Here is a 14,633-nt window from a genome sequence, read left to right on the forward strand (position 1 = left end):
ACCGATGGCGGACGGCCGCACACCGCGCGGGGCCGGCGAGGACGGCGTCGCCCCTGTCGGCCCCGCACCCGCCGTCCGGCCCTTCCTGGTCACCGCCGGCCGGGTCGCGGGCGGCGCGGGCGAGGCGTCGTCCGGCCGGACGATGCCCGTCGAGACGCAGCTGGTGGCCACCACCGGCGGGCTCGACGCGCTCGGCCGGCTCTCCTTCGAACAGCACGACATCGTCGCCGCCTGCCGCGTCCCGCAGTCCATCGCGGAGATCGCGGCCAGGCTGCGGCTGCACCTGAACGTGGTGCGGGTCCTCGCCGAGGACCTCCGGACGGCGGGGCAGCTCTCGGTGCACGTGCCCGACTCCGGCGTCACCCACGACGCATCCGTTCTGCGCAGGGTTATCGATGGCCTGCGGGCCATCCCCGACTCCCGGGGGGTACTCCGTGACACCGACTGAACCGCTGGTCCGCACCTCGGCCGGCCAGGCCGCCGTACGGCCGCCGCTGCCGGTGAAACTGGTGATCGCGGGCGGCTTCGGCGTGGGCAAGACCACCGCCGTCGGCTCGATCTCCGAGATCGAGCCGCTGACCACCGAGGCGGCCATCACCGAGGTCGCGGCAGGGGTGGACGACCTCAGCCACACCCCGCGCAAGACCACCACCACGGTCGCGATGGACTTCGGCTGCATCACCATCGACCCGACGTTGAAGCTGTACCTGTTCGGCACGCCCGGGCAGGAGCGGTTCGGGTTCATGTGGGACGACATCGTGGAGGGCGCGGTGGGCGGGCTCGTCATCGTGGACACCCGCCGTCTCGACGACTGTTACGCCGCGGTCGACTACTTCGAGCACAAGCAGATCCCGTTCGCCGTTGCCGTAAACGCTTTCGACGGACAGATCGCGCACACGCTGGACGAGGTCCGATGGGCCCTCGACGTGTCCGAAGGCGTGCCGCTGCTCGTGTTCGACGCCCGCGAGCGCGGCTCGGTGCGCGACGCCCTGCTGGTGGTACTGGAACAGGCACTGGCACGTTCGGGCGGCTGACGGCGAGGCGCAGCGCGGCCGGAACGGACCGCGGTGCGGGGCATCATGCTTCCCCGCACCGCGGTCTCTTCCGTGTCGAGCCGTGCTGTGCTGTGAGTCGGTAGGCCCGTGGCCGTGGCCCTTCCCGTAGCCGTTTCCGTACCCGTTTCCGGGCGCTGGAGGCTAGCTCCGTACAGCCTTGGTCAAGAGCCCGATCCGCTGTGTATCCCGTTCGGCAAAGACGCTGGTCCGTCGGGCACTTCCCGCTTTACGGTGGCGTCATGAGCGATCAACCGGAAGCGCCTGTCGCACCCGTCGGGGCCTTCGAACCCCCTTACTACGTGGCTGTCTTCAGCACGGTGCGAAGCCAGGAGCAGAGCGGCTACGGCGAGACCAACGCACGCATGGAGGACCTGGTGAAGGACGTCCCCGGATACCTGGGGATGGATCACGCGCAGACTCCTGGCGGCCTGGGCATCACCGTCGGGTACTTCCGCGACGCCGACGCCCTCGCGCAGTGGCGGAGCAACGCCGAGCACCGCGCGGCGCAGAAGCGCGGGCGAGCCGAGTGGTACCAGAGCTACACGCTGCACGTGGCGAAAGTGGAGCGGAGTCACGGGTTCACACGAGCCGAGGATCCGCAGAGCCCGACAGCGGGCTGACCCCTTGCCCGCCCCTTGCCCTGCGGTGACGTGACGCGCCGTCCGGATGCTGCCCCGCACGGCGCGGTGTGACCCGAGGACGGCGAGCCCGAACACGGCGAGCCCGAGGTCGTCTCCTGCCCTGACGAGTTCGGGCCCCGCCGAGTCCGGGCGACCGGACCTGATGCCCCACCCCGGACGGCAGCGGGCCGCGCACGGCGAAACTTGCCTGGTGCGGGGCTAGGGTGCGTGTCGAGTTGTGATCAAGTTGCTTGCCGCATAGGCCAGTTGCGGCCGCCTACGTCGACTCGCGTGAGATCATCCGTCCATGAGCAGCGATCTGGAAGTGAGTGCTCTGGCGATCAATGTCGTGATCCCGCAGGCGCTCCGCTGGACGGACACTCGACGCGGTGAAGCGTTCGCGCTGACCACACTCAACGTCAGGCTTCTCCCGGACGGTCAGCTCGCCGTGAAGGCTTATGGCAGACCCGTCGGTGGTGGTCGGGGCGCATACGTCTCGTTCCCTGTGCCCGATAGACCCGAACTGGCGGCCCTGGTCTCCGATGCTGCCGGCCGTGCCGGGGTGTTGTGGGCCGCCCATCGTGGTCTCGGCTGATCTCGGGGCGCGTGTTGGGCCGTGATCAATCTGCGGGAATCGCCTTCGTGGCGGGTGCTGGACCGGTAGATCTTCTAGCGTGACGCGAGTGCAACTGACTTACGGGGAAAGGGAGTTCATTGAGCCGTATCTGCCGATCGGAGAGTACGGCCCGTACCCGGAGCGGCTGCGACGAGGGGCAGGAAGCCGGAGCAGATCCGGAGCGTGAGGAGCGACGACGCATCCGGCGCCGACGCAGACTCCGTCTGAAGGCCGCGCTCCTGGGACGCTCCAGGGGCGGGCAGACCAGCAAGGTCCACCTCGCCGCCGACCGCAAGTGCCGCCCGTTGGCGTTCGTCCTGACCGCGGGACAGGCCGCGGACAGCCCGCAGTTCATCCCCGTGCCGGGCAAGGTACGGGTCCGCGGGCCTGTCGGTCGCCCCCGCACCCGCCCGGACGCGGTCACTGGGGACAAGGCCTACTCATCCCGCGGTAACCGGGCCCACCTGCGTAAACGCCACATCAAATCAGTCATCCCCGAGAGAAAGACCAAGCCGCCCACCGGAAGAAGCAGGGCTCCAGAGGCGGTCGGCCTGTCAGTCGCGACGCCGACCTCCACAAGGAGAGGAACACCGTCGAGCGCCTGATCAACAAGCTCAAGGCCTGGCGAGGTATCGCCACCCGGTACGACAAGACCCCGGACAGCTACCTCGCCGGCCTCCACCTACGCGCCTCGACGATCTGGATCAAAGACCTCACCCGAGGCGCCCCTTGATCACAACTCGATACGCACCCTAGTTGCTCCGGCGTACCCCCGGCGAGACCGTCACCTTCGCCGCCGCCCAGAACACCGCGAGCGTCGCGAGTGCCATGCCGGCGACCAGGGTGGCGCCGCCCACCACCTTCTCGTAGTCGTGCTGGTAGAGACCGTCGACGATGTAGCGGCCGAGGCCGCCGAGGCTGACGTACGCGGCGATGGTGGCCGTCGAGACGATCTGGATGGCCGCCGACCGCAGACCGCCGAAGACCAGCGGGAGCGCGACGGGCAGTTCGACGCGCAGCAGGATGCCGGGCTCCCCCATGCCCATGCCCCGCGCGGCGTCCACGGGGGACGGATCGACGGAGCGCACCGCCTCGTAGGTGGTGACCAGGATCGGCGGGACGGCGAGGACGACCAGCGGGATCATCACCGGCAGCATGCCGAACCCGAGCACGATGGTCGTCACCACCAGCAGACCGAAGGTGGGCAGCGCCCGGCCGGCCGTGGCAACAAGGGAAAGGACGTTTCCGCCCCGTCCGTAGTGACCGGTGACCAGGCCGATCGGCAGTCCGATGACGGCGGCGATGGCGAGGGCTTCCACGGAGTACTGCACGTGTTCCCACAGCCGGGTGGGGATTCCGTCGTAACCGTGCCAGTGCGCGCTGTCGCTGAAGAAGGCGCTGACGAAATTGATGACGTTCACCGGGCTGCGTCCTCCAGGGCGGGCACGGCCGGCTCGGGCCGGACCCCGGCGGGCTTGGTCTTTCCGCCCCGCACGCCGCTCGGCATCCAGGGGGTGAGCAGGATGCGTACGACGACCAGCGCGGCGTCCGCGAGCACCGCCAGAGCGGCACTGGTGATCACGGAGTTCCAGGCGAGTTCCGGCCGGTTGTAGATCTGCGCGTCGTGCAGCAGGTTGCCGAGCGCACCCTGGTTGCCGATCAGCATGCCGACGCTGACGAGGCTGATGCTGGACACGGTGGCCACCCGCAGGCCGGCGATGATGGCGGGCACCGCGATCGGCAACTGGACCTGGACGTAACGGCGTACGGGTCCGAAGCCCATGGCGGTCGCGGCGGCGAGGGTCTCCTGCGGGACCGAACGGACGCCGTCGACGATCGCCGGGACGAGCACGACCAGGCTGTAGACGGTGAGCGGGATCATCACCGTCAGTTCGGTCTGCCCCGTGTAGTCGATGAGGACGACGAAGAAGGCCAGGGACGGGATGGCGTAGAGCACGGTCGTCACCCACAGCACGGGCGGGTACAGCCAGCGCAGCCGCACGCACAGCTGGGCCAGCGGAAGCGCGAGCAGCAGCCCGCCCAGCACCGGCAGCAGGGCCTCGCGCAGATGAAGCCCGATGAGGCCGAGCCAGTCGTGCTGGAGGTCGCTGGGTATGTCGAAGAAGCGGTTCACCGGATGACCTTCTGGGCGGTCTCCTCGGGCGCCGGCCGCTCGTCACGGCCTGCCGCGTGGGCGCCGCGGATGGCCTCGCCGATGGCCGCCTGCGAGACGACTCCGGCGGCCCGGCCCTCGGCGTCCACGGCGACCGCCCATCCGGTGGGCGACAGGACCGCGCAGTCGAGGGCCGCGCGCAGCGAGTCCCGCCCGGCGACGAACGGCCGCCCGTACGGCAGCAGTCGGTCGGCGTCGATCCGTCCGGCCGTCAGCGCGTCGGGCTCGCTCCAGCCGAGCGGACGGCCGTCCAGGCCGGTGACGAGGAGGTACGGGGCATCGGTCGCGCCACGCGTGGCGATCTGCGCGGCCGTGGAGTCGATCGCGACGATCGGGGTGGTGAGCGGTTCCAGGCCGGCGGAGGAGAAGAACGACAGGCGCCGGATGCCCCGGTCGGCGCCGAGGAAGTCCTCGACGAAGGCGTCGGCGGGGTCGGACAACAACTCGGCGGGTGGCGCGAACTGGGCGAGCCGGCCGCCGGTGCGCAGCACGGCGACCATCGTGCCGAGCTTCACGGCCTCGTCGATGTCGTGCGTGACGAAGACGATGGTCTTTCCCAACTCGTCCTGGATGCGCAGTAGTTCGTCCTGAAGGCCCTTGCGGACGACGGGGTCGACGGCGGAGAACGGCTCGTCCATGAGCAGTACCGGTGGATCGGCCGCGAGCGCGCGGGCCACACCGACGCGCTGCTGCTGGCCGCCGGAGAGCTGATAGGGGTACCGCTTGGCGAACGAGGCGTCGAGTCCGACCCGTTCCATCAGTTCCCGCGCCCTCGCGCGGGCCTTGTCCTTGCTCCAGCCGAGCATCCGGGGCACGGTCGCGATGTTGTCGACGATCGTCCGGTGCTGGAAGAGTCCGGCGTTCTGGATGACGTAACCCATGGACCGGCGCAGGGTGTTGACCGGCTGCTGGCGGCTGTCGACGCCGTCGATGAGGATCGTGCCCTCGCTGGGCTCGACCATCCGGTTGATCATCCGCAGGGTGGTCGTCTTGCCGCAGCCCGAGGGGCCGACGAGGACGGTGATCGCACGGTCCGGTATGTCGAGGGAGAGCCGGTCGACCGCCACCGTGCCGTCCGGGTATCGCTTGGTGACTGAATCTATCCGTATCAAAGCGCCGAATACCCTTCGGGTCTGGCTATTTCTGCCCGCTCTCGACACGAGTTCGGGCCGTTGCGGGGAGAGTCTAGACCGCTTACCAGATCAGCAGTCCGCCGCCGGTCCCCTGCGCGTACCGCGCGCTCGCCTCGATGCCGTCGAGGCGGGCGCAGATGTGGTGGTGGTGACTCTCGACCGCGCGGTCCGGCGGACAGGTCTCGGTGGCGAGTTGCTCCGAGAAAGCGCGTACCAGAGCGATTTCCGCCAGGAAGGCGGGGATCTCGTCCGGGGCGACGACATCACCGTTGCGCACGCTCACCAGGGCCGGCAGGAACCGGGCACCGATCCGGCGGATGGCCCGCGATCCCCAGACCGTCACCTGCCACGACTCCGGCCCGGCCAGGTCCATGCCGTCGGGCCGGCCGTCCCGTTCCCCGGTCAGGACACCGACGTCACCGTCGTCCCCCACCAGGAAGACCTCGCTCGTCAGGCTCACGATCCCAGTGGAGCACGCCACCCGTTCCTGGGTGAAAGGGGTTTCCGCTATGCGCGACCTGTGAGTCCGCTGATTCTCACTCTTCCCTCAGGACCGGCTCAGGGATCCCCCAGACATGGCCCCGATCGTCATGGCCATGAACGAAACGAACGCGGGAGGCGTCCGGCAGCGGTCGGTCGAGATCGTGGTGCCGGTGTACAACGAGGCCCACGTCCTCGCCGACAGCATCCGCCGTCTCCACGCACACCTCGAACAGTCCTTCCCGTTCCCGTTCCGCATCACGATCGCGGACAACGCCAGCACGGACGCCACCTGGTTCACGGCGACCGACCTGACCCTCCGTCTCCCGCAGGTGCACGCCATGCGCCTGGAGGAGAAGGGCCGGGGCCGCGCTCTGAAACACGTGTGGAACCGCTCCAGCGCGGACGTCGTCGCCTACATGGACGTGGACCTGTCGACGGGCCTGGAGGCGTTTCTCCCCCTGGTCGCCCCGCTGCTGTCCGGCCACAGCGACCTCGCCGTCGGCAGCCGGCTGCACCGCCAGGCGTCCGTGGTGCGGGGCGCCCGGCGGGAGTTCGTCTCCCGCTCCTACAACCTGCTGCTCAAGGCCGGCCTCGGCGCCCGGTTCTCGGACGCGCAATGCGGCTTCAAGGCCGTCCGCGCCGACGTCTTCCGCGCGCTCGCCCCGCACATCGAGGACACCGCCTGGTTCTTCGACACCGAACTGCTGGTCCTGGCCCAGCGCAACGGGCTCCGCGTCCACGAGGTGCCGGTCGACTGGACCGACGACCCCGACAGCCGGGTCGACATCGTCCGCACGGCCGTCGACGACCTCAAGGGCATGGGCCGCATGTTCCACGCCACCCTCACCGGCCGCACCCGCGTCCCCGCCGTACCGCGCCGCACGAGCATCCCCCAGGTGCCCGCGGCACGCACGACCACCCCCGCCGCCATCCTGTCCACCGGGGCGGACACCCACCTGGAGTACGCGTCATGACGACACTCGCCCCGCCGCCCGCGCCCGTCCGGGACGACGGCTCCCGCCACCGGGCGGCCCCGCCCTCCGACGGCGGGCTCTCCTCCCGCGCCAGGCGGCTGTTCACCGGAGCACCCGAGGACCCGCGCTGGGCCCGCCCGGCCCTCTGGGCGATCCTCGTCCTGGCCACGGCCCTCTACGCCTGGAACCTCTCCTCGATCACCGGCAACACCTTCTACGACGCGGCCGTCTACAGCGGCACCAAGAGCTGGAAGGCGTTCTTCTTCGGCGCTCTGGACGCGGGCAGCTTCATCACGGTCGACAAGCCGCCGTTCGCCCTGTGGGTGATGGGCCTGTCCGCCCGGGCCTTCGGGTACGGCACCTGGCAGTTGATGTTGCCGATGGTCGCCGTGGGAACCGGTTCCGTCGCGCTTCTGTACCGGCTGGTCAAGCGGGACTTCGGCGCGGTGGCGGCGACGCTCTCCGGGCTGGCGCTGGCGCTCACCCCGATCACGGTCGCCATCACCCGGGACACCAACCCCGACCCGATCCTCGTCTTCCTGATGCTGCTGGGCGCGGCCGCGCTGCTGAAGGCCGTGCGCACCGGCCGGCTGATGCCTCTGGTGTGGTCCGGTGTCGCCATCGGTCTCGCGTTCAACACGAAGATGATGCAGGCGTTCGTCGTCCTGCCCGCGTTCTTCCTGGTGTACCTGTGGGCCGCGAACGCCTCCCTGGGCAAGCGCATACGCAACCTTGCCGTCGGCACGGTGGCGCTGGTCGTCTCCAGTGCCTGGTGGATGGTGGTCGTCGATCTGATCCCGGCCTCGTCCCGCCCCTACATCGGCGGCTCGACGGACAACACGGTCTGGGACCTGGTCATCGGCTACAACGGTTTCGGCCGTATCTTCGGGGCGAGTTCGTCGGTGGGTTCGCAGGGCAACGGCGCCGGCTTCGGCGGCGAGGCGGGTCTGTACCGGCTGTTCAACGACACCATGGGTGGCCAGATCTCCTGGCTGATCCCCTTCGCGGCGATCGCGCTGGTGGGGGGTCTCGTGCTGCGCGGCCGGGCGCCCCGTACGGACGCCAGGCGTGCCGCGCTGATGCTGTGGGGCGGCTGGTTCGTCCTGCACTACCTGACCTTCGCCCTCGCCGAGGGCACCTTCCATCCGTACTACGTCACCGCCATGGCACCCGGTATCGCGGCACTGGCCGGTGCGGGCGGCGTGATGCTCTACAACGCTTTCCGCGACGGTTCCGCGGCGAAGTGGGGCTGGGTGCTGCCGACGGCGGTGGCGGCGAGTTCGGTGTGGGCGGTCGTCCTGCTCCAGCGGGTCTCCGGCTCCGGCACCCTGTACACGGTCGCCGAGGTCGTGGCCGGTGTGGCGGGAGCCGCCTCGGTGATCGGGCTGCTGGTCGGCCGGTTCACGAAGCGACAGCGGCTGACGGTCGTCGCGGCACTGGCGGCGGTCGTGGCGCTGCTCGCCGGTCCGGCCGCCTACTCGGCCTCGGCCGCGACCTCCGGCACCAACGGCACCAACCCGACGGCCGGCCCGAGCACCGGCGGTATGGGCGGCATGGGCGGCATGGGCGGCGGTGGCCAGCGGCCCAGCGGCGCCGGCGGCGAACCGGTAACCAACTCCGGTCAGGCGCCGAGCGGTTCGGGCGACAGCCAGGAAATGGGCGGGCCGCCGTCGAACAGTGGCAGCTCTACGGAGTCGGGCACCACCGAGGCGGGTACGGCGGAGTCCGGTACCGCCGACGGTCGCACCGGCGGAGGCACGGGCGGCGCCACCCAGGTGTCGTCCGCGATGATCACGTACCTCAAGAAGAACCAGGACGGCGCCAGTTGGCTGGTGGCGGTGGCCACCGACCAGACGGCCTCCTCGATCATCCTGGAGTCCGGCGAGCCGGTCATCTCGATGGGCGGCTGGTCCGGCAGCGACGACGCGATGACCCTGGCCAAGCTGAAGAGCCTCGTGAAGGCGGGCAAGCTCCACTACATCGTCGTCGGTGACAGCGGACAGGGCTCCTCGAACTCCGAGATCTCCACCTGGGTCAAGGCGAACGGCACGGCGGTGTCCGACTACAGCGGTCTCTACCGCCTGGACGCGTCCGACGTCGGCTGAGCACCGCGGGGCAGGTCGTGGGCAGGTCGTGAACGGCAAAAGGCGGGCCGCCGGTTTCATCCGGCGGCCCGCCTTCCCCTTGCCCGGGAACCGTCGTGAAGCCGTCGTGAAACCGCTTCAGAGCGAACTGCTCCGGAGCCGCCCGGTCAGTGGCACCGACCCTGCCGTCGGGTCTGCGGCCGGCGCCCGCCTCCCGACGTCCAGGCGAGGACCGTCGCGCCCCAGCCGAGCAGCCACAGTGCCGCTCCCAGGGCCGCCACCCCGCCACTCACGCCGCCGCTGCCCCGGCCGTCGGGAACCCGCCGGTGCGCAGCACACGTCCGCCGGGCAGTACGGCGTACACCTCGCAACCGTCCCGCGCGGCCGCCCACTCGACGCCCTCCGCGCCCATGGCGAAGGCGGCCGTGGCGACGGTGTCCGCCTCGGTGAGGGTCGGGGCCACGACGGTGAGGCTGTCGAGACCGGTCACCGGACGGCCGGTCCGGCCGTCGAGAATGTGGTCGCCGCGCTCGTAGCGAGCGGAGGTCGCGACGGCCCCGTCGGTGAGGTCCAGGACGGCGCACAGCCGGTCGGCGATCTCGGGATGCCGTACCCCGACCCGCCAGGGCCCGCCGGAGACGACCACGTCACCCCCGGCGTTGAGGCAGAAGCGGCGCAGTCCTGCCCCGGTCAGCAGCTCCGCCGCCCACTGCACGGACCAGCCCTTGACCACCGCGCAGGGGTCCAGGTCACGGCCGGGCAGCCGGACGTCGAAGGCGCCGCCGGTGGCCACCCGATATTGCTCGCAGATGTCGAGCACCTCCACGAGGTCGGCGCTCAGCTCGCCGGCCGACAGCTCGCCCCGGCCGTACCGGGAGACCTCGCTGTCAGTCTTGAACGGGCTGAACCGTTCGTCGACCTCGCGCAACCACGCGAACACGGTGTCCCCGGTCCCGTCGGGCACGACGGTGTCGTCGACCCGCAGCGAGACCGGGAACCCCATGACGTGTTCGACGCGGTGCACGTCAGGCGCCCTTCGCGTCGATCGCGGCCTGGAGCGACTCCCGGTAACCGTCACTCGTGATGGTCGCGCCGGAAACGGTGTCGATGTCCGCACTCTGCGCCGCAAGCGTTTCCGCAACCAACTTCGGCACCGCCGCCGTCGTCTGCGGATGGTTCGGCTGCTTCAGCATCTCCACGGCCGTGATCTCGTCGCCGTCGAAGGTGACCTGCACCTGGACGTCGCCCTTCTCCGTGGCCACGGTCGGGCCCGCCACGGTCTGCGACGCCGGGGCGGCTGCCGAAGCCGAGGGGGACGCGGAGGCGGCGGCCGCCTCGGCGTCGATCGCGGCCTGGAGCGACTCCCGGTAACCGTCACTCGTGATGGTCGCGCCGGAAACGGTGTCGATGTCCGCACCCTGCGCCGCAAGCGTTTCCGCAACCAACTTCGGCACCGCCGCCGTCGTCTGCGGATGGTTCGGCTGCTTCAGCATCTTCACGGCCGTGATCTTGTCGCCGTCGTAGCTGATCCGGACCTGGACGTCGCCCTTCTCGGTGGCCACGGTCGTACCGGTGAACGTGGTCGATCCCGAGGAGCCCGAGGAGGAGGGCGCGGAGGGTGCCGAGGCGGCCTCGGTGGTGGATGTCGTACCGGTCGACGGCTCGTAGCGCCAGATCGGGATCAGTCCGGCCACGGACAGGAGCAGGACAGGTATGGCTCGCTTCACGATGTCTCTCTCATCCCGCCAGGCTGAAGCGTTCGAAGTGGATCTGCGGCTTGGGCACGTCCAGCTCGCGCAGGGTGCCGAGGACCGCGTTCATCATCGGCGGCGGCCCGCACAGGAAGACGTCCCGCTCGGCGATGTCCGGTACGAGCGCGGCGAGTTCACGTGGTGCCAGCCGGTCCGGCACCGGCGGTCCGGTGACCAGGTGCAGCTCGGCGCCCTTGGCCAGGGCGAGTTCGCGCAGCTCGTCGTACAGGACGGCGTCGCGTTCGCCGGCCACCCGGTAGATGACCACCGCGTGCCCGTGGATCTCCTCGAGGAGCGCCCGGATCGGAGTGACGCCGACGCCGCCCGCGATGAGCAGGGACTCGGGCCGGGTGCGGTGCATGGCGGTGAACGCGCCGTAGGGGCCCTCGGCGAAGACCCGGGTGCCGGGCTTGAGGTGGCGCAGTCCCGCGGAGCCGTCGCCGGCCGCCTTCGCGGTGAGGCGCAGCCGGGTGCCGTCGGGCGCGGCCGAGAGGGAGAACGGGTTCGCCTGCCACCAGCGGTCCTTGGTCAGGAACCGCCAGAGGAAGAACTGGCCGGCCAGGGCGGGGAGCCGGTCCAGGTCACGACCGGTGATGTACACGCTGACGACGTTCTCGGTCTCGGGGACGACGGCCTCGACGCGCAGCCGGTGGCGCCGGTTGCGCCACAGCGGCAGGACCAGCCGGCCCAGGAGGACCGAGCCGAGGGCGACGCCCCACACCGCGTACCAGTACGCGGTGGCGGCGGACGAGGCGGTGAAGGTCGTACCGACCGCGACCTGGTGCGTGAAGGCCAGCACCACGGCGACGTACGTGTACAGGTGGATGAAGTGCCAGGTCTCGTAGGCGAGGCGGCGGCGGGCCCAGCGGGCCGAGACGCCGCCGATGACCAGGATCAGCACCATCGCGACGGCGGCGCGCAGCACGCCCTCGACGGTCTCGGCGAGGTCGACGAGCTGGCTCACCGGATTCATCGACGAGGAGTCGGCGTAGCCGAAGGTGATGAACACCACGTGGCCGACCAGCGTCCACAACAGGCCGAAACCGGTCCAGCGATGCCAGTTGGTCAGCCGGTCCATGCCGATGCGGCGGTCCAGCCAGGGCAGTCGGGCCACCAGCAGGAGTTGGAACGCCATCAGCAGGGCGCTGTACAGGCCGGCGAAGCGGCCGATCACGACGAGCGCGTTGGAGGCGAAGCCGGCCTGGACGGCGAAGAGGGTCACGACGGCCGCGTTCGCGGCCAGCACGGCGTACAGGCCGGTGCGGGCCACGACTTTGGGACGTATCGCCGTGGGGGGTACGGGAGGCGATTGGACGGTCGTCACGGACGGAAACTCCTAGATCGGGTCCTTACAACACAGAGCTTGTCCGTGCTTCGCTGTCGTTTTCCTGTCGTGCAACTTTCAAGATCTTATCGATTCGCGCGCGCGTGAGACGGGGGTCTGGCGCTGCGGGGTGTGTGGCGCACTATGAGCGGGTGGAAAAAGTACGACTCCTCGTCGTGGACGACGACCCGCCGATCGCCGATCTCGTGGCGACGGTCGCCCGCTACGAGGGCTGGGACGCGGTCACCGCCAACTCGGGAGCGGAGGCGCTGCGCCGCGCCGCCGACTTCCATCCCGACATCGTGGTGCTCGACCTGATGCTGCCCGACATCGACGGCTTCGGCGTCCTCGACCGGCTGCGGCGCACGGGGACGATGGTGCCGGTGGTGTTCCTGACGGCGCGCGACGGGGTCGCCGACCGGGTCGCGGGGCTGACCCGGGGCGGCGACGACTATCTGGTGAAACCGTTTGCCGTGGAGGAGCTGATGGCCCGGCTGCGGACCGTGCTGCGGCGCAGCGCCGGTCCCGGCGCCCAGCGCTCCGTACTGCGGGTCGCGGACCTCACCATGGACGAGGACACCCGGGAGGTGCGACGCGGCAGGAAACTGCTGACGCTCACGCCCACCGAGTACGAGGTACTGCGCTACCTGATGCGGAAATCGCCGACCGTGCTCACCAAGGCACAGATCCTCGACCACGTGTGGGAATACGGTTTCGGCGGCCGTTCCAACGTCGTCGAACTGGTCGTCAGCCGACTGCGCCGCAAGCTCGACACGACGGGCGACGATCCGCTCATCCAGACGGTACGCGGTTTCGGATACGTGATCCGGCAGGCGGCCGAGTGATCGGCCGTTTCTGGCACGCGTACCGCAGACTGCGGCTCGGCACCCGGCTGGCGCTCGGCCTGGGCGCGCTGTCGCTCGTCGTGTTCGCGGTGGTCGGCGCCACGCTGACCATGTACATGCGCGACTACCTGGATCATCAGCTGCGCGACCAGATCAAGCTGGTCCAGGTCGTGCAGACGAAGGACGCCAAGGCGCACGGCGTCGTGCAGCGCAAGCCGTACTACGGCTGGTACACGGCCGTGTACGACGTCTCGGCGGGCTCGGCCGTGCTGCGCAGGCCCGCCGACGTGCCGCCGGACACCACGGCGCTCACCGCCCTCGCCCGGCGGATGGAGGACACCGACGCCGATGTCACCCGCACGGTACGGATCGACGGCGAGGGCACCTATCTGCTGCGGGCCTGCGAGGTCTCGCCCGGGGTCGTGCTGGTGAGCGCCGCGCCGACGGAGGACATCGACGGCACCGTGCGCCGGCTGATCACCGTGCAGGTGGTCGCCTTCGGCCTCGCCCTGCTCGCGCTCGTGGTGTTCGGCCGGCGGATGCTGAAACACGGTCTGAAACCGTTGAGCGACATGGCGCACACCGCGCACGGCATCGCCTCGCACGACCTGACCGAGTCGGCGTCCCGGCTGCACCTGCGCGCGGACGGGCCCGGCGGCGGTCCCGAGGTCGAGGAGCTGCGCACGGCCTTCAACACCATGTTGCAGCACATCGACGACTCCCTCGCCGTGCGGGCGGAGGCGGAACAGCGCCTGCGTCGCTTCGTCGCCGACGCCTCCCACGAACTGCGCACGCCCCTGATGTCGGTACGCGGTTACGCCGACCTCTTCCAGTACGCCGCCGCGAACGCGCCCGGGGAACGGGACAAACACCTGGCCCGGCTGCGCGCCGAGGCAGCCCGGATGGGTGTCCTCCTCGACGATCTCCTGCTGCTCGCCCGTCTGGACGCGGCCGAGGTGGAGACGCCCCTGCGGATGGAGCACGCCGACCTGGTGGAGCTGGTCGAGCAGGCGGCCGACGCGTTCGGCGCGAGCCACCCCGGCCATCCGCTGACGGTGTCCGCCGGCCCGGCCGTCGTGCCGCTGCGGATGGACCCGCACCGCATCCGCCAGGTCCTGGACAACCTCCTCACCAACGCGGCCGTGCACACACCGGTCGGCACCGCGGTCCACGTCGAGGTCGTCGTCTCACCGGACACCGCATGCGTCCATGTCACCGACCGGGGCCCCGGCATCCCGCCCGGCGACCGCGACCGCGTCTTCGACCGTTTCTACCGCGTCGACAAGGCCCGCAGCCGCGACCGCGGCGGCAGCGGACTCGGCCTGTCGGTCGCCCGGTCCCTGGTGCGGGCGCACGGAGGCTCGCTGGAGCTGGGCGACACGGAGGGCATCACGGTTCTCACGGTGACATTGCCACGGGCACCGGTCCCGGCGGCACGGGACGCCGCGGCCCGGTAACCGCGGTGAAGGCGGTTACGCGGTCACGCGGTCACGCGGTCACGCGAAGACTCCGGACAGCTGTTTCCGTGCGGCAGGAACAACTTTCCGTCGCCCCCGCAAGGCGACGGATCGGATC

At 70.4% G+C, this 14,633-nt stretch carries 15 protein-coding genes and 1 pseudogene; 9 read left to right on the forward strand and 7 right to left on the reverse strand.

Features of this window, described 5'->3' with window-relative positions; all coding sequences use genetic code 11:
• Positions 1–4 precede the first annotated feature (4 nt).
• The 5 genes and pseudogenes from OG440_RS08215 to OG440_RS08235 form a co-directional block, all read left to right on the forward strand.
• Positions 5–448, forward strand: a complete 444-nt coding sequence (locus OG440_RS08215; protein ID WP_020125272.1) for a DUF742 domain-containing protein — start codon at positions 5–7, stop codon at positions 446–448.
• Positions 435–1,034 carry an ATP/GTP-binding protein gene (locus tag OG440_RS08220; RefSeq protein WP_020125271.1) on the forward strand — a complete coding sequence of 200 codons (600 nt, stop codon included), beginning with the start codon at positions 435–437 and terminating at the stop codon, positions 1,032–1,034. Before OG440_RS08215 ends, OG440_RS08220 begins: the two co-directional genes overlap by 14 nt.
• Positions 1,035–1,294: 260 nt before the next feature.
• Complete coding sequence (locus tag OG440_RS08225; RefSeq protein ID WP_406006178.1) at positions 1,295–1,675, forward strand: antibiotic biosynthesis monooxygenase family protein; 381 nt, start codon at positions 1,295–1,297, stop codon at positions 1,673–1,675.
• A 307-nt stretch (positions 1,676–1,982) separates the two neighbouring features.
• Positions 1,983–2,270 (forward strand): hypothetical protein, encoded by a 288-nt coding sequence (locus tag OG440_RS08230; protein WP_406006179.1) that lies wholly within the window; start codon positions 1,983–1,985, stop codon positions 2,268–2,270.
• Between the two features lie 206 nt (positions 2,271–2,476).
• Positions 2,477–3,024, forward strand: a pseudogene (locus OG440_RS08235) (IS5 family transposase); the annotation flags it as partial.
• 19 nt (positions 3,025–3,043) lie between these two features.
• On the opposite strand, the gene OG440_RS08240 reads toward OG440_RS08235, so the two are convergent.
• The 4 genes from OG440_RS08240 to OG440_RS08255 all read right to left on the reverse strand — a co-directional run bounded on the left by OG440_RS08240 (position 3,044) and on the right by OG440_RS08255 (position 6,057).
• The gene (locus OG440_RS08240) at positions 3,044–3,712 is read right to left on the reverse strand and encodes an ABC transporter permease (protein WP_406006180.1); all 669 of its coding nucleotides are present in this window, start codon (positions 3,710–3,712) and stop codon (positions 3,044–3,046) included.
• On the reverse strand, positions 3,709–4,425 hold the full coding sequence (locus OG440_RS08245; RefSeq protein WP_406006181.1) for an ABC transporter permease: 717 nt from the start codon (positions 4,423–4,425) through the stop codon (positions 3,709–3,711). Before OG440_RS08245 ends, OG440_RS08240 begins: the two co-directional genes overlap by 4 nt.
• A complete protein-coding gene (locus tag OG440_RS08250; protein ID WP_406006182.1) occupies positions 4,422–5,576 on the reverse strand; it encodes an ABC transporter ATP-binding protein in 1,155 nt (384 codons plus the stop codon). The genes OG440_RS08245 and OG440_RS08250 overlap by 4 nt, the downstream gene beginning before the upstream one ends.
• An 82-nt stretch (positions 5,577–5,658) precedes the next feature.
• Entirely contained in the window at positions 5,659–6,057 is a 399-nt protein-coding gene (locus OG440_RS08255) for a hypothetical protein (protein ID WP_406006183.1), read from the reverse strand.
• 136 nt (positions 6,058–6,193) lie between these two features.
• Between OG440_RS08255 and OG440_RS08260 the strand changes: the two genes are divergently transcribed.
• Both OG440_RS08260 and OG440_RS08265 read left to right on the forward strand, forming a co-directional pair.
• Positions 6,194–7,054: a glycosyltransferase gene (locus OG440_RS08260; RefSeq protein WP_406006184.1), complete on the forward strand. Its 861-nt coding sequence runs from the start codon at positions 6,194–6,196 to the stop codon at positions 7,052–7,054.
• Complete coding sequence (locus OG440_RS08265; protein ID WP_406006185.1) at positions 7,051–9,159, forward strand: ArnT family glycosyltransferase; 2,109 nt, start codon at positions 7,051–7,053, stop codon at positions 9,157–9,159. Before OG440_RS08260 ends, OG440_RS08265 begins: the two co-directional genes overlap by 4 nt.
• A 268-nt stretch (positions 9,160–9,427) precedes the next feature.
• On the opposite strand, the gene OG440_RS08270 is transcribed toward OG440_RS08265, so the two are convergent.
• The 3 genes from OG440_RS08270 to OG440_RS08280 are packed head-to-tail and all read right to left on the reverse strand — an operon-like array spanning position 9,428 to position 12,213.
• A complete protein-coding gene (locus OG440_RS08270; protein ID WP_406006186.1) occupies positions 9,428–10,162 on the reverse strand; it encodes an FAD:protein FMN transferase in 735 nt (244 codons plus the stop codon).
• Position 10,163: 1 nt separating this feature from the next.
• Positions 10,164–10,865: an FMN-binding protein gene (locus tag OG440_RS08275; protein WP_406006187.1), complete on the reverse strand. Its 702-nt coding sequence runs from the start codon at positions 10,863–10,865 to the stop codon at positions 10,164–10,166.
• A gap of 10 nt (positions 10,866–10,875) precedes the next feature.
• Positions 10,876–12,213, reverse strand: a complete 1,338-nt coding sequence (locus OG440_RS08280; RefSeq protein ID WP_406006188.1) for a ferric reductase-like transmembrane domain-containing protein — start codon at positions 12,211–12,213, stop codon at positions 10,876–10,878.
• A 152-nt stretch (positions 12,214–12,365) separates the two neighbouring features.
• Between OG440_RS08280 and OG440_RS08285 the strand changes: the two genes are divergently transcribed.
• Both OG440_RS08285 and OG440_RS08290 read left to right on the forward strand, forming a co-directional pair.
• Positions 12,366–13,058, forward strand: a complete 693-nt coding sequence (locus OG440_RS08285) for a response regulator transcription factor (protein WP_406006189.1) — start codon at positions 12,366–12,368, stop codon at positions 13,056–13,058.
• Positions 13,055–14,515 carry a sensor histidine kinase gene (locus OG440_RS08290; protein WP_406006190.1) on the forward strand — a complete coding sequence of 487 codons (1,461 nt, stop codon included), beginning with the start codon at positions 13,055–13,057 and terminating at the stop codon, positions 14,513–14,515. Before OG440_RS08285 ends, OG440_RS08290 begins: the two co-directional genes overlap by 4 nt.
• The last annotated feature ends 118 nt before the right edge of the window (positions 14,516–14,633 follow it).

It is taken from the genome of Streptomyces sp. NBC_00637, from assembly GCF_045161545.1.
Classification (GTDB): Bacteria; Actinomycetota; Actinomycetes; order Streptomycetales; family Streptomycetaceae; genus Streptomyces.